The organism is Bacillus sp. 05T21 (genome assembly GCF_056396785.1).
On sequence record NZ_JBFTMD010000001.1, the window covers coordinates 534,536 to 551,303 of the forward strand.

Sequence of the window (16,768 nt, forward strand, 5' to 3'; positions counted from 1 at the left end):
CCCCTTATCCCGTAGGTAAAAAACCGAGAATTGTTTCAATTACAACCGTCAAAATAGGAATTGCCATGACGAGAATTAAGATTTTCCCAGCTAATTCAATTTTCGAAGCGATTGCACCTTGACCAGCATCCTTTGTAATTTGCGCACCAAACTCAGCGATATAAGCAATCCCTATAATTTTCAATAACGTTTCTACATATACGTTGCTAACCTTCGCTTCACTCGCCACTCTCTCAATCATTTGTAAAATAGAATGAATTTGATCGATTAAGAGAAGAAACATCATGCTACCAATGAACACAATAAATAACGATGTAATACTAGACTTATGCTGATTTAAAACAGCAGCTAAAAATGTAGCAACGAGGCCTAATCCGACAATTTGTATAATTTCGATTCGAACCGCCTCCTTTACTGGAAGAGAAAGACACTTTTAATCTTGTCGAATAGAGTATTAATTAAAAATGCAACATGAAACAAAATAACGACAAAACCGACAAGGATAACCCAATTTGCAATATCCTCTCGCTTTAATTCTTTTAGTACAGTATGAATGAAAGCTAAAACAATGCCGATTCCGGCGATTTGAAATATTAATCCAACATCAATGGACATCGCCTTTCTCCCCCCTATAGCAGTAAAATTACGATAAGTAGCCCTGCTAGTACCCCTAAACTCTTTATCATTTTTTCATATTGTAGTTGTAATGCTTTCGCTTCTCCTTCTTCTCTCTCCAAATGTGTAATACATAAGCGAATATGTTTTTGCTGTGATTCACGATCATGTTGTCCAAGTGTTTCACCAAATTGTTGTAAGATTTCATACTCGGTTTGTTTAAACGCCGTTAACGTCCAGTTCTCCTTCAAACTATCAATCCAAGCTTCTCTAACTGTTTGCTCCCCGTCCTCTAGCCGTTTCGAAAAGCTTTGAAATATCCAATTTAACGGCTTCGGCATTTGTTTGACTAAACGCTCTGCAGCCTCAGATAACGGCGTGTGTCCATACATAATTTCAGCTTCTAATGATTGCAATGCTGCCTTCAATAACCTAAGTTGCCGCGGTCTCTCACTGTACCTTTTAGCGTATGAAAATCCGAAAAAAGTGCTAACAGCAACTATTAATACCGCACCAAATATTTTCACCATACGCCTTGAGCCTTTCTATGAGGTAATACTGGTTTTCCATCTCTATCTTTCACTTGCATAACCGTTCCTGGCCCTCTCGCTTTTGATAATTCCACAAACCTATCAAATACACCAAGTTCCAGCACTGCCTGTAACGATGGACGTTTCACAACATCATCATAAGAAAATCCATGTGCACTTATAAAAAGCTGAACACCTGCATGTACCGCCTCCATAATCGCTTCACTATCTTCTTTACGTCCAATTTCATCTACGATTAATATGTCTGGGCTCATAGAACGAATCATCATCATCATTCCTTCAGCTTTTGGACAAGCGTCTAATACATCTACTCGCACGCCAAAGTCATATTGCGGGATTCCTTTCACACAGCCCGCAATTTCTGATCGTTCATCAACAATTCCCACTTTACATGAAGGAATTTTCGAAGCACTTACACCCTGACTCATACAGCGTGCTACATCTCTTAAAAGTGTTGTTTTCCCCGTTTGCGGTGGGCCTATTACCATCGTGTTTAACCATCGCGATTCATAAAGATATGGCAGAAGCGGCTCAGCAATCCCTATTTTTTGACGGGCAATACGAATATTAAAAGAAGAGACATCCCGAATCATTTTCACTGCACTTTTTTCTGTAATGACTTTTCCTGCTAGGCCAATTCTATGTCCTCCTCGTAGTGTCACATATCCACGTTTCAATTCCTCTTCCATCGTATAAATTGAGAATTGACTTAATTTATTCAATAAATGGATTGCATCTTCCGCTGTAGCGATATAGTCATAGAAAAACACTTCTCCATGTGCGATACACTCTAGTGGCCTTCCAATTCGAACGCGAATTTCCTCTAGAGTATCGTATTGCTTACAACCTTCAACTAACTGTTTCATCGTTTTCGGTAAAACTTCTAATACTTCTTTCATAAGCTTCTCCCCACTATACTCGACTTACTATTTCAACAACGCGATAAAAATGCAGCCAATTCCAAGTGCTAGAAAAAAGAGTTTCAAGAAAGAAATCTCACTTGCTACACTCGCTATGCCAATTGTCATTGTTAAAATTAATACGGTCGGTCCAACAAACGCCAACATACCATTTATAAACAATGCTTTCTTCGCATCATTCACGTAAAGCATAAGCAAAGCGGCGAATATTTCCGCGCTTCCTGAAAACAACCGAAGTAACCCCATAACAAGCACGGATGTTTCCATTGCCGCTAGCCACTGTTTCATTCTCCCACCTTCTCCCATAACAGTTACTACTTCCTTATTCTGAAAAAGAATATATTTGTACAACCATATGCAGAGGTTGTCTATTTCAGAAGTAAAAACATAATTTTTCTCTATCGACTTAATAGAAAGCTAAATATTCTAATTATTTTATGGTATATTTAATAGAAAAGGAGCATAGATGATGAAGCAAGTTACTTTATTACCACTCGATTTACGATATGCAAATGTGCTTTTTGAGCTATCAAGCAATCCACATGTAAAAAATGCATTAGGGCTAAAAGTAGAATCAGTGGAAGATACAAAAACATTCATTCTTTTTGCAATTGAAGAGGAACGAAAAAAGCACTCCTTATCAAGAGTGATTGTAAGTGAGGAAAATGAAATAATTGGCCTCACGACACTTAAACATATTAATTACGAACAAAAGCACTCACATATTGGAAGTTGGCTCGGCTATCAATATTGGGGAAGAGGATATAACGAATCTGCTAAAAAAGAGATCTTTAAAATCGCTTTTTTAGACTTGCAACTTACATACGTATTTGCCGGTGCTAAAACGAATAACATTCGCTCTTTAAAAGCACAAGAGAAACTACCTTACATTTCATTACATGTGGAAAAACAATTTCCAGACATACACGCTGCTTTGGAGAAAGAAGTAAAATCACCTTGCGTACTGCATGTTGTATCATGCGAAAAATTTTCAAATTGGTTGGAAGTACGAAATGAGGGGGGAAAATATGAAGGGATTGAAAATTAGTTTAACAATTGTAGTAGAATTAGCTATTATTTATCTTTTTTCAAAAATGGTCGGCTGGTCATTTTTGGAGAGCTTTTTCCTTGGCAGTCTAGCAATATTTGCAATTACTTGGTTAATTATTATGAGTACCTTTAGAAATAACAATATGGATCATGCAACGAATAAAACTTTTACCGGTATTGAAACTGGTGAAATACGCCCGTTTCAAATTGTTTTGACTCCATATATTATGGGCACCCTTTCACTCGTCACAGTTAGTTTTGTTATAACCGCAATTTACTATCTTCCCTACTTCCTATAAAAAAAGCACTCGTGATAATCACGAGTGCTTTTCTACTATGCACGAGAAACGTATTTACCTTCACCAGTGTTGATGATAAGCATTTCGCCTTCGTTAATGAAGATTGGTACTTGTACAACAAGACCAGTTTCTAATTTAGCTGGTTTTGTTACGTTAGAAGCTGTGTCACCTTTAATACCAGGCTCTGTTTCTGACACTGTTAATTCAACTGTGTTCGGAAGTTCAACACCAAGTACTTCATCTTGGTATGTCATAATAGATACTCCCATGTTTTCTTTTAAGAATTTCAATTCGCGCTCGATTTGGTTTTCACCAAGTTCGATTTGCTCATAAGTTTCGTTATCCATAAATACGTGAGACTCACCGCTCGCGTATAAGTATTGCATACGACGGTTTTCGATGTGTGCTTTTTCTACTTTTTCACCTGCACGGAATGTTTTCTCTTGAACAGATCCTGTGCGAAGGTTACGTAGTTTAGAGCGAACGAATGCAGCACCTTTACCTGGCTTTACGTGTTGGAAATCCATTACTTGCCAAAGGGCATTGTCCACTGAAATTGTTAAACCTGTACGAAAATCGTTTACTGAAATCATGTAAAAAAATCCTCCTGTGTATTACAAAATAATAAGTTCTTTTGGTGATTTCGTTATTACTTCATTACCTTCACTTGTTACAATGATATCATCTTCAATACGTACCCCGCCAACACCTGGAATATAAATACCTGGTTCTACTGTTACAGCCATACCTGGTTCAAGTACTGTATCAGAACGGAACGCTAAACCTGGTGCTTCATGGATTTCAAGACCGATTCCATGACCAGTAGAGTGTCCGAAGTATTCACCATATCCTTTTTCCGTTATGTAATCACGCGTTAATGCATCAGCCTCACGACCCGTTAAACCAGCTTTAATACCGTTCACACCACGTAGTTGAGCTTCTAAAACGATATTATAAATTTCTTTTAATTTATCAGATGGTTCACCGACTGCAATCGTACGAGTAATATCAGAGCAATATCCTTTGTAATAAGCGCCGAAGTCTAATGTAACGAAATCTCCTTTTTCTATCACTTTTTCAGATGCCACGCCGTGCGGTAATGCCGAACGAAGACCTGAAGCAACGATAATATCAAACGAAGAAGATGTTGCTCCTTGTTTTCTCATGAAAAATTCAAGTTCATTTGACACTTCAATTTCAGATACTCCCGGGCGAATGAATGATAGAATATGCTCAAAGGCAGCATCTGCAATCTGTGCAGCTTCCTTTAATATCTTAATCTCTGAATCAGTCTTTATCAAGCGTAACTTTTCTACAAGCCCAGAAGTTGGGATGAATTCAGCTTCGATCGCTTCATTATGCGTTACGTAAGAGCTATATGTAAGAGTATCTTGCTCAAAGCCTAGCTTTTGAATTCCAAGTTCTTTAACTTGTTTCGCAACTTCATCAAGAATTAATCCTGGATGCTGCACTATTTCGTATCCAACCGCTTGCTTACTAGCTTGCTCTACATAACGGAAATCTGTAATAAATAGAGCACGCTCTTTTGAAATTAGTACAACACCAGCTGTTCCCGTGAAATTCGCCATATATCTACGGCTATGTTCATTCGTTAATACGATACCGTCAATACCAGCCTCATCAAACGCACTTCTTAATCTCTCGATCTTTTCCATTACTTTATGCCTCCCTCAATTTCTCCATTAATGCAAATAACGCTAACTTATAGCCATAAAAACCAAATCCAACAATTTGTCCCGCACAAACAGCCGCCGTCACAGATTCGTGACGGAACGATTCACGCTGGTGAATGTTAGAAATATGTACTTCAATAACAGGAATCGAAATGCTCGCAATTGCATCTCGAATCGCATAGCTATAATGCGTAAATGCTCCAGGATTTAAAATGATCCCTTCATATATATCTTCAGCCTCATGAAGACGATCGATAATAGCACCTTCATGATTCGATTGGAAACATTCTAACTCCACTCCCATTTTCTCTGCTTCTTGTTTCATATCTGTTTCAAGCGTCGCTAACGTTCCTTTTCCGTATACATTTACTTCCCTAACGCCAAGGCGATTTAGGTTCGGACCGTTTACGAGGAGTAACTTTTTCATTTTCTTAAAACTCCTTAATATTAAAGAATGTCTATACGACATTTTAACATAGGAATCACTTATTTGAATAGTTTGTCTTCTCGCTCCCTTCTCCTCTATTTGTATTATTCGATTCGAATGCTACAGAATACGAAATAAAAACACCATATAATATAAAGATACATACTGTCGTTACAATTGTTTCTTTCGGTAAATGGAGTGCACTTTTAATAACAGGTGCCATTAGCCCCATCCCCAAAAATAATAATGCCCACCAAAACAAACCGTATAGTACGCCAGGGAATACTCCTTCAAACTTTTTAAAAAGGGCTTTATAGAGAAATGCCACTAAAATTGAAAGAAGTCCCATACAAACGATACCTACTACATTTCCCCAAACCCCTTCTTTCCAATCTCCAAATGCAAACGGTAAAAGTAAATAGTTAGGTCCAGCTTCTGTAAATGAGAATATATGAAGGAAATACCATATACCTCCCCAAAATAAGCCACCAAATAAACCAATTTGTACAAAGTTTCTTATTGTTGATTGTTCTTGATTCACATTGACACCTCCGCTCACTAGTATGCCCGAAACTATTTTGAGGCATGTTTAAATCCTGCAAAATTTGTCTATAAAAAGAATAAGAAATGTCCGACTCTCGTAACATTTTCCCTTGTCATCTGCCTGTATTTGTCGATAAAATAAAGGAAACTCGGTGATTGTCTTATTTCAAGATGACAAAACCAAGTATGACAATTGCCTCTTTTTCTACATAAGAGAGAAACAAATACAGGTTGGTGTTAACATGGCAGAAGAGTCAAAACAAATATATGGCGGGCAGGCAGTCATAGAAGGAGTTATGTTTGGCGGTAGAGAATATACTGTTACAGCGGTTCGTCGTAAAGATAAATCGATTGAATTTTATCGTTTACCACGCGTTCGTAATAAAGCATTGTCTCTACTAAAGAAAATTCCATTTTTACGAGGTATTGCCGCTATTGTGGATGCAAGTGCGAATGGAGCGAAACATTTAAACTTTGCTTCAGAACGATTTGATGTCCACCCAGAAGAAGATGAACAACTTGCAAATAAAAAAGAAGAACAATCAAAATTAACGATGGTATTAGGAGTTGCAGCAGTTGGCGTTTTATCGTTCATATTCGGTAAAGTAATTTTCACAGCAGTTCCTGCACTTTTAGCTGAATTAACGAGACCGATTTTCCCATCTCATACAGGGCAAATCATTGTCGAAAGTGTCATTAAGCTCATGCTATTATTGAGCTATATATACTTCATTTCTTTAACCCCACTTATTAAGCGGGTATTTCAGTACCACGGTGCGGAACATAAAGTAATCAATGCTTATGAGAATAATCTTCCACTGACTGTAGAAAATGTTCAAAAGCAAACTCGCCTCCATTATCGCTGTGGCAGTAGCTTTATTATATTTACAGTCATTATTGGAATGTTTGTCTATTTCCTCGTCCCTACAGATCCGCTTTGGGCAAGGGTAGTAAACCGAATTTTATTAATTCCAGTTGTTCTCGGTATTTCTTTTGAAGTATTACAATTTACCAATCGATTACGAGATGTCCCTGTTTTACGAGTACTTGGATATCCAGGATTATGGCTGCAACTATTAACAACGAAAGAACCAACAGATGATCAAGCGGAAGTTGCAATCGCATCGTTTGAAGAATTATTACGTTTAGAAAACAAACAATAATTATTTAAAAATGGTGTTCAACTCCTTTCCTCATCGTTAATATACTAATTTTAATATATGTTTTTAGGAGGTGTCCCTTATGAACGGTCGTTCGTTTACATTCGCTATATTTGTGCTTATTATCGGATTGGCAATATTCGGCCTTGTTTCATCTGTTATTACAAATCCAATGGAAGTATTGAAAAACATTGGTATCATGTTAGCTGTCGTCGGTATCTTTTACTTACTCTACAAAATGTTTACAAACTCTAGTGGTTCTGCAAATTCGCAAAGCTCATATAAGCGTGCAGCGAAACAATCGAACCGCAAACACGGGAAACAAAATGTAGCACCCCTAAGTAATTCTTTCTTGAAACGAAATGCTTCTGATGACAAGGGGAAAAAGGGTAATTCTCCATCGTTGAAAAGAAAAAGAAAACAATCTCATTTAACTGTCATTGAAGGTAAAAAAAACAAAAAGAAAGACCGTGCTTCCTTTTAGGAAATACGGTCTTTTTTTATCCCGGTTGGTGCGGGGCTAATAATCAGTGGAAGATGCGAAAAACCCTACTGATTAAAGTTTCACTTTATATGTTGAAGCACTTCTTTCAAACTTTTCTCTTTCATACTTTCGATACGAAGGTGATGGTTTTCAAATTGCAAATTTCTTGTCACATCATTAGGTACGACGACACACTTTAATCCTGCTGCCACCGCTGCTTTCAATCCATTTAATGAATCTTCAAACACAACAGCTTCTGATGGTTCAATTCCTAATTCTTCTATCGTAACTTTATAAAGAGCTGGATCTGGTTTTACCTTCTCTACATCTTCTCGCGTTTTAATCACTTCAAAATAATCTCTAATTTGTAGCTCTTCTAAAAAACGAACGACCCACTCCCTAGATGAACTAGAGGCTAATGCGATTTTCAATCCAAGTTCTTTCGCTTCTTCTAAATATTCTTTTACCCCGCCACGCGCTTTTGGTATTTTCATTTTCTCTTTATGTAAAGTTGTTACTTTTCCCTTTAATGCATGCTCGTTAAATTTTTCTTTTAATTGCTCTTTTAAATATGCATAAAGCACTTCATCTGTCGTTCCAATACATTTTGCAAATTCCTCTAAAGGTAACTCGCCGCCGTATTCACGAACAGCATCTCTGAAAGAGTGAAACCATATTGTTTCTGTGTCCACAATTAATCCATCAAAATCAAAAATAATTGCTTTCATTATTCTCCCGTCCTTTTCGATTGAAATAAAAAAGGAAACGCCACACGTTCCCCTTAATTACTTTTCTCTTCATTTGCTTTTTGAACACCACGAAGTGTTTTTACTCGAACTTCATCTTGTTCAAAGTATTGTACTAAATCACCGATACGGTCAATTGATTCCCAACTTAAATGATGTTCAATTCCTTCTACATCATTATAAATTTTGCTTTCATCCACACCGATAATGCGCATAAACTGTTCTAACAATTCATGACGATATACGAGACGTTCACCGATTTTTTTACCTTTTGATGTTAATACAAGCCCTCTATATTTTTCATAAATTAGATATTCGTCTTTGTCTAATTTTTGTACCATTTTTGTTACAGAGGATGGATGTACACTAAGCGCTTCAGCAATATCAGATACACGGGCATAACCCTTTTCATCAATCAACAAATAAATTTGTTCAATATAATCTTCCATACTAGGGGTAGGCATCGGTTTCCTCCATCCAATTTCATTTTGCTTATTCCGTACGAAGCAATCAATAAAATGATACACCAGAAAGAATAACGTGACAAGGTGGAAACGAGCCTAAATATATAAAACAAAAAAAGAATCCAGATTCCCCTTATGTAAAATATTGAATTTCTGCATCTGGAAAATACTCATATATATAACCTCGTATTGTTTCTTCTAATACTTCCACATCATCCTTTTGATATACATATTTCCCAATACCGTATCGTCCCCATTTATATTTCCGCTTCTCTTCATCCATTTCAAGTTTCGTATTCGGATAACGTTCTTGAATGACTTTTTTGGCTGGTTTCGTAAAACGATGTTGAATTAATTCGAACGTTAAATTTGGTATCGTCATGTCTTTTAATGCATTGTACAATCGTTCAAACAATTCACGGTACCCTTCTTCCCACCCTTCATGCATATAAATTGGCGCAACAATAAAGCCAAGAGGATAATTAGCCCCCGCTACTTTACGAGCAGCCTCAATTCGCTCTTCAAATGGCGATGTCCCTGGTTCAAAGTTTTTAATAACATAACGTGAATTAATACTAAATCGAAAACGCGTTTTCCCATTATGCTTTGCATCTAATAAATGATCAACATGCGAATATTTCGTAACGAAACGTAAACGTCCATGTTCACTTTCTCCGATAAACTCTATCGCCCGCTTTAATGCATGTGTCAAATGATCAATTCCAACGATGTCTGATGTACACGCCGCTTCAAATCTTGTTATTTCAGGGGCCCTTTCATCCATATATTGCTTTGCCTTCTCAAAGATTTCATCTAGATTCACATACACCCTTACGTAAGGTTTACTCCCAAGTGTCGTCTGCAAATAACAATAATGACAATGTCCCATACACCCTGTTGCAAGCGGAATTGCATATTCAGCTGAAGGTTTTGATGTATCGAACTTTAACGTCTTCCTCACCCCAACGACAAGTGTTGCTTTTGCATTACGATACTTTTGCAATTCATTTTCCCCTGGAAAATTTCTAATTTGATTGTGTGATGTCGTTTCACGAATTTCTAATCCCATCTTCGTAAACTTCTCATAAAGCTCTTTTCCAAGCGGATATTCGAGTGCCCTCGGTTCAAAGTAAACGAGTTTTGGCATAAATGGTTTCATGTGCTTCCCTCCTCTCGTTAGTATGGGAAGCACATGAAAATTAACACAGATTAAAGTTTTCCACGTTTTAACAGCCTTTCAAACGGCTATTTTTCTTCTGTCTAATTTTACAAATTGAAAAATTTCATAAAGAAAATAAGAAAAATGCAAAATAATTAAAGTTAATTGTTGACGTGATGCTTTTATTATCGGTATCATAAATCTTCGTGAGCAATTATTTTTCGTTATACGATTTTTTTATTATTATTGAATTTTTGAGAGGAGAAATTTGATGTCAGTTAAGAAGAAAACGCAAGTACGCACCGGCAAAATGGTACGTGAACTAATGTTAGCAGACGAAGATGTAAATGCTTCGCTAATTATGGTATATAGTGAAAACGGTGTAAACGCAGAAATTAAAATCGAGGGCTTAACGCCAAAATGTAACGAAGAATTATTTTTGAGCGGAAACGTGGATTGGAACAAGAGTGTTATTTATAAAATTGTTGATTTCACTGGGAACGCTGAGGTTGGTAAAGTTACATTAACAGCGATGAACAAAAATAATGTTTCTCTAGAAGTTGAACGCGTTATGTGGAGCAAAGAAAATAAAGAAGCTGCTGAGCAAGAAGAAACAGTTGTAGAAGCTACTCCGAAAAAAGAAGTAGTTGTAGAAGCTCCAAAAGCAGTTACACCTGCTCCAAAGCCTATTACGCGAGTAGAAACACCTGCTGCACCTAAACCTACTCCGGTACCAACGCCGAAGTCAGTAAGTGTTGAAGCAGCTATAGAACTATCTACTCCAGCACCTGTGAAAAAAGCAGTACCTACTCCAGTTACAAAGCAAGAGACAGCACCGGTTACTCCTACAAAACCGAAGCAACCTGCTTTGACTGAAACAAATACAAAACTACAAGAAAATTATGTTAAACTTGTGAAAAAGACAATTGAAGTTTGTCAAGATTACGAGCTTGGCATCGACATAGATGATTCTATTGAAGGATTAAAAAAAGAACTACAAAGCCAAGGTATTAGCGTTACATTCGACAAAGAAATTATGGACGTTGTAAATCGCCTTCGTTCTTTACAAGATAAAGGAATCAAAGTAGAAAAAGTACTTAATTTACTATAAAAATAAGGAGATGGCGGTCGCCATCTCCTTATTTTTTATAATTCCATTCATTACTTTCATACTTCTCTTTTGCTAAAGTTTGAACTTCATGAAGCTGTTCTTCTGTTAGTTCATACGGCACAAGCTCTATATCTAAACCTTTTTCAAATCCAGTTTCAAACGCTTTAATTAACTGTTCAATCGTAAATGTACGGTCTGTTAATTCATTAATCGCTACCGCTTTAGAAGAAAACATGTTTTTCATACGCTCTTTTACTCGCTCATTTGGGAATAAAAATAGTTCGTATAACTCATCTAAATCTATTTCTAACGGAATAGAACCGTGTTGTAATATAACACCTTTTTGACGTGTTTGAGCACTACCCGCGATTTTTCTTCCCTCAACTACAATTTCATACCAAGATGGTGCATCAAAACATACTCCTGAACGCGGATTTTTTAAATTCTCACGATCCGCTTCTGTTTTCGGAACTGCATAATACGCTTCTAATCCTAATGCCTTAAAACCGTCCAATAAGCCTTGCGAAATAATTCGGTATGCTTCTGTAACTGTTTTTGGCATATTCGGATGATCTTCAGACACAATAACACTGTACGTTAATTCTTTGTCATGTAGTACACCCCTGCCGCCTGTTTGACGACGAACGAATCCATATTTCTTTTCGTTAACTACATCCATATTTATATCTTTTTCAACACGCTGGAAATACCCGACTGTTAATGTTGGTACTTCCCATTCATAAAAACGAATTGTTGGTGACATTTTCTTTGCACTTTGCCAATTTAATAAACATTCATCTAACGCCATATTAAATGCTGGTGAACATTGACCAGAGTTAATATAACACCATTTTTCTTTTCCCATCCTGCACCTCATATAACCAATTATTTTTCACATTCTCTAGTCTACCAAATTCGACAAAATTTGTGAAAGAATACGAAATTTCTTCTTATATACAAATGAATCTGTTGCATAAATACATATGGGCATTATAATATTGAAAGTAGGATAAGAAAAAAGGGAGCGATAGAATCGTGTCAACAAACTTGATTATTATACTAGCCGCAATTGCAGCATTCATCGGCTACACTGTATGGATGTATTTCTATCAGAAAAAATTAATTAAAACACTTTCAGAAGATGAATTTCGCGCTGGCTACCGTAAAGCACAGCTTATCGATATTCGCGAAGCGGATGAATTTAACGCGGGACATATTTTAGGTGCGCGTAACATTCCATTATCACAAATTCGCCTTCGCCACAAAGAACTCCGCCAAGATCAACCGGTTTATTTATATTGCCAAAGCGGATTCCGTACAGGTCGTGCAGCTCAATACTTAAAAAAACAAGGCTACACAGATTTCTACCAATTAAAAGGTGGATTTAAATCTTGGTCAGGAAAAATTAAAAAGAAATAATATACAAAAAACTAGCTGCACGATACAGCTAGTTTTTTCATTCCATATTGTTCGCAATGTACAGCAGATTTTGTTTAATCACATCTTCAGCTTTCTCATCTACATTACGATATAATAGCTGATATTCAATCCCCTTCTCTTTCCATATAAGCGTAGCAAATTCGTCCCCTCGCTCGTAATCATCCTTATTTTTAAAATAAGCAGGTGCTCCATTATTCAATTTCATTTGTTCTTGAAATCGATTCTCTTCTACGAGGTATGGAAAACTGTAAGAAAAATTGGCCACTGTTAATTCTATATAATCGTGCCTTCCTTTCTCTTGTTGCTTATATTTAATCGTTAAGACAGCATTCTTCTTTCCCATCGTTCTTACCTCTCCCTTCACATCACTCGTAATGTCATAAGGTAAAAACGTTGGAACTTTAAACTTTGCCGGAAAATATTTTGGAAGTTCCTTTAGGGGAATCGGATCAGTAACACGGTCCTTAGCCCCTCCTGTTGTTCCTACAAATGTTTTTTCTTCTTGCATCGTTTGCTGAAATGAACATGAGCTAAGTATTACACTAGAAAACACGAAACAAATGATTCCTTTTTTCAATTTGTTTCCGCCCTTTCATACCGCTCTCTTAACGAGCGAAGCGTTTATACTCTCTTCTATTCGCTTCGTTATCAAACGCCTCCTCCGAAAACTTTCCACGTTATTCTCACACATTTTGACAAAAATTCTTTGCAGACATACAAAAAAGACCTCGCTATTCTTACGCCCAAATAAAAAGGTTACGCGAATAACAGAAGTCATGCTTATAACATAGATTGTGAAAAGCTTTTCAGGTCAAGATTTTTTTCATTCTTATTATTTTCCCCTTATAATTAAGTAAAGAGGTGATACATATGGCCAATATAAAACAAATTGCAAAAACTGCTGGTGTATCTATATCAACTGTTTCTCGTGTTCTTAATAATCATCCTTACGTAAAAGAAGAAAAGCGTAAGCGTGTTTTAGATGCAGTTGAAGAATTGAACTATGCAAAAAATATAAATGCTATCCATTTAATAAAGGGAAAAACGTATACAATCGGGGTTATGCTACCTTTTATTAATCTTCCGTACTTTAGCACGATCATTGAAGGAATCGGAAACGAAGCGTTAGCAGCTGGATATCATATTAATTTATGCCAAACGAATTACGATAGTATTGAAGAAATTCGCGTTCTTGAAATGATGAAAATGAAACAATTTGACGGGATGATTATTTGCTCTCGCACGAGTTCATGGGAACAAATTGAACCGTTCGCAAAATTTGCGCCTATTATTTCATGTGAAAAAATGAACCATCCCCTCATTTCATCTGTCTATGTAGATCATTACGAAGGATTCCGCCTTGGTACTTCCTATTTACTCAGTAAAGGTCATGAAAAAATCGGCATTTGTTTAGCAAGAAAAACAAGTGTTAATTCAATCGAGCGTGAAAAAGCTTTCGCCGATACTCTTCGTCACGAAGGAAAAACAGTACACCCTGATTGGATTTTTCATCAATGTTATACGATGCAGGACGGGGCAAAAATACTTCATCGTATTTTAAACATGAAAAATTGTCCAACCGCTATTTTCACAGCGAACGATCAAGTAGCTGCTGGTTTATTAACAGAGGCGCGAAAACATGGCATTCGCGTTCCTGAAGACCTTGCTATCCTTGGATTTGATAATCATGAAATTTCAAAGGCGTTAGAAATTTCAACTATTGAGCATCCTGGGCTCACAATGGGATCACGTGCTTTTTCTTTATTTCATAAACAGATACAAAACGAACACATTATTGGAACCCCAGAAGAACTTTCATTCCATTTAATTGAGCGAAAAACAGTCTAGAAAAGAGTGCAACCATAGCACTCTTTTTTCAGTTCTTCACCTATTGACTTTATATTTTTTATCTCATATAATGAACCTAACGAACGGTAGGTAGGGGATGAAAATGACAGCAAACCGCATTAAAGCTGTAGCACTTTCTCATTTCGCACGCTACGGCTACGAAGGAACTTCATTAGCAAATATTGCTCAAGAAGTTGGGATTAAAAAACCATCGATTTACGCACACTTTAAAGGAAAAGAAGAGCTATATTTTACATGCTTAGAATCCGCTCTTCAAAAAGATTTACAAAGCTTCACTGACGATATCGAAAATTTTTCAAAATCGTCTACTGAAGAATTGCTAGTAAATCTGTTAAAAGGTTATGCAAAACGATTTGGTGAAAGTGAAGAATCAATGTTTTGGTTACGAACTTCTTATTTTCCGCCGGATGCATTTCGCGAACAAATTATTGATAAAGCGAATGTACACATTGAAAATGTCGGAAAACTTTTATTCCCTGTGTTTAAAAGAGCAAGCGAACAAGATGAACTGCATAACATTGAAGTAAAAGACGCTTTGGAGGCTTTTTTATGCTTACTTGACGGCCTTATGGTTGAACTACTATACGCAGGTTTAAATCGTTTTGAGACACGTTTAGAAGCTTCTTGGAAAGTATTTTGGCGCGGACTTTCAAACTGACGGATTGCTCCTTTGCAATGCGTCGTTTTTAAGCCCTTTACCTAACGACTGGTAGGAAGGAGAAATGACATATGGCATGGATTTATGTAATCATAGCTGGTATTATTGAAATTTTTTGGGTTATTGGACTTAAAAAAGCGGAGGCACCACTTGAGTGGGCTGGTGTTGCTCTATTAATTACAATTAGTTTCGTCTTATTATTTAGAGCATATAAAGATTTACCTGTCGGCACTGTATACGCAGTCTTTACAGGAATTGGAGCTGGTGGAATCGTTCTTACAGAGATTTTCATCTTCGGAGAACCTTTCTCTATCGTAAAAGTTTTATTAATTGGTTTAATCTTCTTCGGAGTAATTGGTTTAAAACGAGTAACAGAAGAAAAAGAAGCGAAGGAGGCCGCATAAAATGGCTTGGGTATTTTTAATTCTAGCTGGTATTTGTGAAATTGTTGGTGTACTCTTTATGAAAGTAGCCACTGAAAAGAAAGGCTGGGCACCAAAAGTTATTTTAATCGCTAACTTTGGCGTAAGCTTCTTCTTCTTATCTCTTGCAATGAACACATTACCGATGGGAACTGCTTACGCAATTTGGACTGGAATCGGAACTGCCGGAAGTGCACTTCTCGGTATTCTTATTTTCCGCGAGTCAGCGGATTGGCGTCGCCTTGCCTTCTTAAGCTGCATTCTATGCGGCGCTGTTGGCTTAAAATTATTAGGCTAACGTGAGGTGAATGTCATGTGGAAAGAAAAAGGAAAACAAATCTTAGCATGGATTACACTTGGGATCGTCATTCTATTACAAATAAGTTTTCATATAATAGAATGGCTGTTTCATAAAGTACTATTCATTCTTACATTCCTTCCTAACATGGCACTTGAAATTGCATCTATCGCTTGGTCAATTATTGCCTCCATTACAATCGTGATTATATGGAGTATCGCCAAGCTATGGAACAAGTTATTTAAAAAGGACAGTTCTTCTGAAAAGAAGTAACTGTCCTTTTTTTATCCCGCTATTCGCGGGCAGTAAGACCCCCACCTCAAAATTCGGCGAATGCGAGGGAGTTAGGTGGGAGTCGGGCTGCTCGTAAACGCCCGATTGGTGTGGGCTAATAATCAGTGGGGATGGACAAAACCCCCACTGATTAAAGTTTCACTTTATATTCATTCAGATTTTCTATAGAAATTTGATGCGATCAGACAAAGCAGACCAGCTATGACAATACTTATACCAATCCCTTTATGCAAATTAGGAAATGGCGATGGTATATCTGAGTAAAAATTTGCTAATATGAGACCACTTGAAAATAAAAGTACCCCTATTCTATATAACCATTTTCTTTTGTTCATCATTCTCCCTCCTAAATTTTTCATACCCTTCTTTCCTTTGGACATACTACCTAAAAAAGGAGTGGATAGTATGCAGAATTCTATACATAAGCAAATCCTGTTTTTATTTTTCCTCTTTCTCATTTTCGTTATCGTTTTCAGCTTTATATTACATACTCCGAAAGATGTGCCTAATAGCCTTTCTGTTTATAAACTTTTGCTCTCGTATTGCCGTTATTGAAGAAGGTGC

Annotated in this window: 26 protein-coding genes; 11 read left to right on the plus strand and 15 right to left on the minus strand. The window is 36.8% G+C overall.

Translation table 11 applies throughout. The annotated features are described in order from the left end of the window. Positions 1 to 4 precede the first annotated feature (4 nt). Genes spoIIIAD through AC1DKZ_RS02815 form a run of 5 tightly spaced genes read right to left on the minus strand, consistent with a single transcriptional unit; the run spans position 5 to position 2,374 of the window. Complete coding sequence (gene spoIIIAD / locus AC1DKZ_RS02795) at positions 5 to 388, minus strand: stage III sporulation protein AD (RefSeq protein WP_078172833.1); 384 nt, start codon at positions 386 to 388, stop codon at positions 5 to 7. Positions 389 to 411: 23 nt separating this feature from the next. Continuing rightward, positions 412 to 615, minus strand: a complete 204-nt coding sequence (spoIIIAC, locus tag AC1DKZ_RS02800; protein WP_000020914.1) for a stage III sporulation protein AC — start codon at positions 613 to 615, stop codon at positions 412 to 414. Between the two features lie 14 nt (positions 616 to 629). Continuing rightward, positions 630 to 1,145: a stage III sporulation protein SpoIIIAB gene (gene spoIIIAB / locus AC1DKZ_RS02805; protein WP_002088574.1), complete on the minus strand. Its 516-nt coding sequence runs from the start codon at positions 1,143 to 1,145 to the stop codon at positions 630 to 632. Further along, a complete protein-coding gene (gene spoIIIAA, locus AC1DKZ_RS02810) occupies positions 1,139 to 2,065 on the minus strand; it encodes a stage III sporulation protein AA (RefSeq protein WP_476995621.1) in 927 nt (308 codons plus the stop codon). Before spoIIIAA ends, spoIIIAB begins: the two co-directional genes overlap by 7 nt. Before the next feature lie 27 nt (positions 2,066 to 2,092). Further along, positions 2,093 to 2,374: a YqhV family protein gene (locus AC1DKZ_RS02815; RefSeq protein ID WP_000816054.1), complete on the minus strand. Its 282-nt coding sequence runs from the start codon at positions 2,372 to 2,374 to the stop codon at positions 2,093 to 2,095. A gap of 178 nt (positions 2,375 to 2,552) precedes the next feature. Here AC1DKZ_RS02815 and AC1DKZ_RS02820 point away from each other — a divergent pair, with 178 nt between their 5' ends. Then, positions 2,553 to 3,134: a GNAT family N-acetyltransferase gene (locus AC1DKZ_RS02820; RefSeq protein ID WP_113935558.1), complete on the plus strand. Its 582-nt coding sequence runs from the start codon at positions 2,553 to 2,555 to the stop codon at positions 3,132 to 3,134. Then, positions 3,115 to 3,435: a hypothetical protein gene (locus tag AC1DKZ_RS02825; protein WP_002138295.1), complete on the plus strand. Its 321-nt coding sequence runs from the start codon at positions 3,115 to 3,117 to the stop codon at positions 3,433 to 3,435. The genes AC1DKZ_RS02820 and AC1DKZ_RS02825 overlap by 20 nt, the downstream gene beginning before the upstream one ends. 35 nt (positions 3,436 to 3,470) lie before the next feature. On the opposite strand, the gene efp is transcribed toward AC1DKZ_RS02825, so the two are convergent. From efp to AC1DKZ_RS02845, 4 genes are read right to left on the minus strand one after another with little or no spacing between them, the layout of a single operon-like run. Then, entirely contained in the window at positions 3,471 to 4,028 is a 558-nt protein-coding gene (efp, locus tag AC1DKZ_RS02830) for an elongation factor P (protein WP_002033989.1), read from the minus strand. A gap of 21 nt (positions 4,029 to 4,049) precedes the next feature. Then, the gene (gene pepQ, locus AC1DKZ_RS02835) at positions 4,050 to 5,111 is read right to left on the minus strand and encodes a Xaa-Pro dipeptidase (protein ID WP_002033991.1); all 1,062 of its coding nucleotides are present in this window, start codon (positions 5,109 to 5,111) and stop codon (positions 4,050 to 4,052) included. Between the two features lie 4 nt (positions 5,112 to 5,115). Next, on the minus strand, positions 5,116 to 5,556 hold the full coding sequence (aroQ, locus tag AC1DKZ_RS02840) for a type II 3-dehydroquinate dehydratase (protein ID WP_070144825.1): 441 nt from the start codon (positions 5,554 to 5,556) through the stop codon (positions 5,116 to 5,118). 55 nt (positions 5,557 to 5,611) lie between these two features. Next, entirely contained in the window at positions 5,612 to 6,097 is a 486-nt protein-coding gene (locus AC1DKZ_RS02845) for a YqhR family membrane protein (protein WP_113935559.1), read from the minus strand. A gap of 244 nt (positions 6,098 to 6,341) precedes the next feature. Between AC1DKZ_RS02845 and AC1DKZ_RS02850 the strand changes: the two genes are divergently transcribed. Both AC1DKZ_RS02850 and AC1DKZ_RS02855 read left to right on the plus strand, forming a co-directional pair. Further along, positions 6,342 to 7,262 (plus strand): DUF1385 domain-containing protein, encoded by a 921-nt coding sequence (locus AC1DKZ_RS02850; protein ID WP_002015047.1) that lies wholly within the window; start codon positions 6,342 to 6,344, stop codon positions 7,260 to 7,262. Between the two features lie 79 nt (positions 7,263 to 7,341). Further along, positions 7,342 to 7,743: an SA1362 family protein gene (locus AC1DKZ_RS02855; RefSeq protein ID WP_002015046.1), complete on the plus strand. Its 402-nt coding sequence runs from the start codon at positions 7,342 to 7,344 to the stop codon at positions 7,741 to 7,743. 80 nt (positions 7,744 to 7,823) lie between these two features. Here the strand turns inward: AC1DKZ_RS02855 and AC1DKZ_RS02860 are convergent, their stop codons facing one another. The 3 genes from AC1DKZ_RS02860 to splB form a co-directional block, all read right to left on the minus strand. Then, positions 7,824 to 8,471, minus strand: coding sequence for an HAD family hydrolase (locus tag AC1DKZ_RS02860; RefSeq protein ID WP_431181678.1), 648 nt, complete (start codon positions 8,469 to 8,471; stop codon positions 7,824 to 7,826). Positions 8,472 to 8,524: 53 nt separating this feature from the next. Then, a complete protein-coding gene (mntR, locus tag AC1DKZ_RS02865) occupies positions 8,525 to 8,953 on the minus strand; it encodes a transcriptional regulator MntR (RefSeq protein WP_002143106.1) in 429 nt (142 codons plus the stop codon). A 133-nt stretch (positions 8,954 to 9,086) separates the two neighbouring features. After that, positions 9,087 to 10,112, minus strand: a complete 1,026-nt coding sequence (splB, locus tag AC1DKZ_RS02870) for a spore photoproduct lyase (protein WP_002015042.1) — start codon at positions 10,110 to 10,112, stop codon at positions 9,087 to 9,089. A gap of 271 nt (positions 10,113 to 10,383) precedes the next feature. On the opposite strand from splB, the gene AC1DKZ_RS02875 reads away from it, so the two are divergent. Further along, positions 10,384 to 11,223: a hypothetical protein gene (locus AC1DKZ_RS02875; protein ID WP_002138306.1), complete on the plus strand. Its 840-nt coding sequence runs from the start codon at positions 10,384 to 10,386 to the stop codon at positions 11,221 to 11,223. A 28-nt stretch (positions 11,224 to 11,251) separates the two neighbouring features. Here the strand turns inward: AC1DKZ_RS02875 and AC1DKZ_RS02880 are convergent, their stop codons facing one another. Continuing rightward, a complete protein-coding gene (locus AC1DKZ_RS02880) occupies positions 11,252 to 12,088 on the minus strand; it encodes a lipoate--protein ligase family protein (protein WP_476995622.1) in 837 nt (278 codons plus the stop codon). 170 nt (positions 12,089 to 12,258) lie between these two features. On the opposite strand from AC1DKZ_RS02880, the gene AC1DKZ_RS02885 reads away from it, so the two are divergent. Continuing rightward, complete coding sequence (locus AC1DKZ_RS02885; protein ID WP_002015038.1) at positions 12,259 to 12,642, plus strand: rhodanese-like domain-containing protein; 384 nt, start codon at positions 12,259 to 12,261, stop codon at positions 12,640 to 12,642. 37 nt (positions 12,643 to 12,679) lie between these two features. On the opposite strand, the gene AC1DKZ_RS02890 is transcribed toward AC1DKZ_RS02885, so the two are convergent. Next, on the minus strand, positions 12,680 to 13,216 hold the full coding sequence (locus AC1DKZ_RS02890; RefSeq protein ID WP_002129065.1) for a hypothetical protein: 537 nt from the start codon (positions 13,214 to 13,216) through the stop codon (positions 12,680 to 12,682). Between the two features lie 317 nt (positions 13,217 to 13,533). Between AC1DKZ_RS02890 and AC1DKZ_RS02895 the strand changes: the two genes are divergently transcribed. The 5 genes from AC1DKZ_RS02895 (at position 13,534) to AC1DKZ_RS02915 (ending at position 16,183) form a co-directional block, all read left to right on the plus strand. Next, complete coding sequence (locus tag AC1DKZ_RS02895; RefSeq protein ID WP_476995623.1) at positions 13,534 to 14,511, plus strand: LacI family DNA-binding transcriptional regulator; 978 nt, start codon at positions 13,534 to 13,536, stop codon at positions 14,509 to 14,511. 97 nt (positions 14,512 to 14,608) lie between these two features. Continuing rightward, positions 14,609 to 15,190 (plus strand): TetR/AcrR family transcriptional regulator, encoded by a 582-nt coding sequence (locus AC1DKZ_RS02900; RefSeq protein WP_002034003.1) that lies wholly within the window; start codon positions 14,609 to 14,611, stop codon positions 15,188 to 15,190. 71 nt (positions 15,191 to 15,261) lie between these two features. Then, positions 15,262 to 15,594, plus strand: a complete 333-nt coding sequence (locus tag AC1DKZ_RS02905) for a DMT family transporter (protein WP_000312339.1) — start codon at positions 15,262 to 15,264, stop codon at positions 15,592 to 15,594. Position 15,595: 1 nt separating this feature from the next. Next, positions 15,596 to 15,910: a DMT family transporter gene (locus AC1DKZ_RS02910; RefSeq protein ID WP_002015033.1), complete on the plus strand. Its 315-nt coding sequence runs from the start codon at positions 15,596 to 15,598 to the stop codon at positions 15,908 to 15,910. Positions 15,911 to 15,925: 15 nt separating this feature from the next. After that, complete coding sequence (locus AC1DKZ_RS02915) at positions 15,926 to 16,183, plus strand: DUF3975 family protein (protein ID WP_088034289.1); 258 nt, start codon at positions 15,926 to 15,928, stop codon at positions 16,181 to 16,183. 170 nt (positions 16,184 to 16,353) lie between these two features. On the opposite strand, the gene AC1DKZ_RS02920 is transcribed toward AC1DKZ_RS02915, so the two are convergent. Further along, positions 16,354 to 16,539, minus strand: a complete 186-nt coding sequence (locus AC1DKZ_RS02920; RefSeq protein WP_215600701.1) for a hypothetical protein — start codon at positions 16,537 to 16,539, stop codon at positions 16,354 to 16,356. Positions 16,540 to 16,768 lie beyond the last annotated feature (229 nt).

Bases quoted from the DNA above. Each gene is read 5' to 3' on its own strand.
- spoIIIAC (WP_000020914.1), bottom strand. From the start codon at position 615: ATGTCCATTGATGTTGGATTAATATTTCAAATCGCCGGAATCGGCATT.
- spoIIIAB (WP_002088574.1), bottom strand. From the start codon at position 1,145: ATGGTGAAAATATTTGGTGCGGTATTAATAGTTGCTGTTAGCACTTTT.
- spoIIIAA (WP_476995621.1), bottom strand. From the start codon at position 2,065: ATGAAAGAAGTATTAGAAGTTTTACCGAAAACGATGAAACAGTTAGTT.
- AC1DKZ_RS02815 (WP_000816054.1), bottom strand. From the start codon at position 2,374: ATGAAACAGTGGCTAGCGGCAATGGAAACATCCGTGCTTGTTATGGGG.
- AC1DKZ_RS02820 (WP_113935558.1), top strand. From the start codon at position 2,553: ATGATGAAGCAAGTTACTTTATTACCACTCGATTTACGATATGCAAAT.
- AC1DKZ_RS02825 (WP_002138295.1), top strand. From the start codon at position 3,115: ATGAAGGGATTGAAAATTAGTTTAACAATTGTAGTAGAATTAGCTATT.
- efp (WP_002033989.1), bottom strand. From the start codon at position 4,028: ATGATTTCAGTAAACGATTTTCGTACAGGTTTAACAATTTCAGTGGAC.
- pepQ (WP_002033991.1), bottom strand. From the start codon at position 5,111: ATGGAAAAGATCGAGAGATTAAGAAGTGCGTTTGATGAGGCTGGTATT.
- aroQ (WP_070144825.1), bottom strand. From the start codon at position 5,556: ATGAAAAAGTTACTCCTCGTAAACGGTCCGAACCTAAATCGCCTTGGC.
- AC1DKZ_RS02850 (WP_002015047.1), top strand. From the start codon at position 6,342: ATGGCAGAAGAGTCAAAACAAATATATGGCGGGCAGGCAGTCATAGAA.
- AC1DKZ_RS02855 (WP_002015046.1), top strand. From the start codon at position 7,342: ATGAACGGTCGTTCGTTTACATTCGCTATATTTGTGCTTATTATCGGA.
- AC1DKZ_RS02860 (WP_431181678.1), bottom strand. From the start codon at position 8,471: ATGAAAGCAATTATTTTTGATTTTGATGGATTAATTGTGGACACAGAA.
- mntR (WP_002143106.1), bottom strand. From the start codon at position 8,953: ATGCCTACCCCTAGTATGGAAGATTATATTGAACAAATTTATTTGTTG.
- splB (WP_002015042.1), bottom strand. From the start codon at position 10,112: ATGAAACCATTTATGCCAAAACTCGTTTACTTTGAACCGAGGGCACTC.
- AC1DKZ_RS02875 (WP_002138306.1), top strand. From the start codon at position 10,384: ATGTCAGTTAAGAAGAAAACGCAAGTACGCACCGGCAAAATGGTACGT.
- AC1DKZ_RS02880 (WP_476995622.1), bottom strand. From the start codon at position 12,088: ATGGGAAAAGAAAAATGGTGTTATATTAACTCTGGTCAATGTTCACCA.
- AC1DKZ_RS02895 (WP_476995623.1), top strand. From the start codon at position 13,534: ATGGCCAATATAAAACAAATTGCAAAAACTGCTGGTGTATCTATATCA.
- AC1DKZ_RS02900 (WP_002034003.1), top strand. From the start codon at position 14,609: ATGAAAATGACAGCAAACCGCATTAAAGCTGTAGCACTTTCTCATTTC.
- AC1DKZ_RS02905 (WP_000312339.1), top strand. From the start codon at position 15,262: ATGGCATGGATTTATGTAATCATAGCTGGTATTATTGAAATTTTTTGG.
- AC1DKZ_RS02910 (WP_002015033.1), top strand. From the start codon at position 15,596: ATGGCTTGGGTATTTTTAATTCTAGCTGGTATTTGTGAAATTGTTGGT.
- AC1DKZ_RS02915 (WP_088034289.1), top strand. From the start codon at position 15,926: ATGTGGAAAGAAAAAGGAAAACAAATCTTAGCATGGATTACACTTGGG.
- AC1DKZ_RS02920 (WP_215600701.1), bottom strand. From the start codon at position 16,539: ATGAACAAAAGAAAATGGTTATATAGAATAGGGGTACTTTTATTTTCA.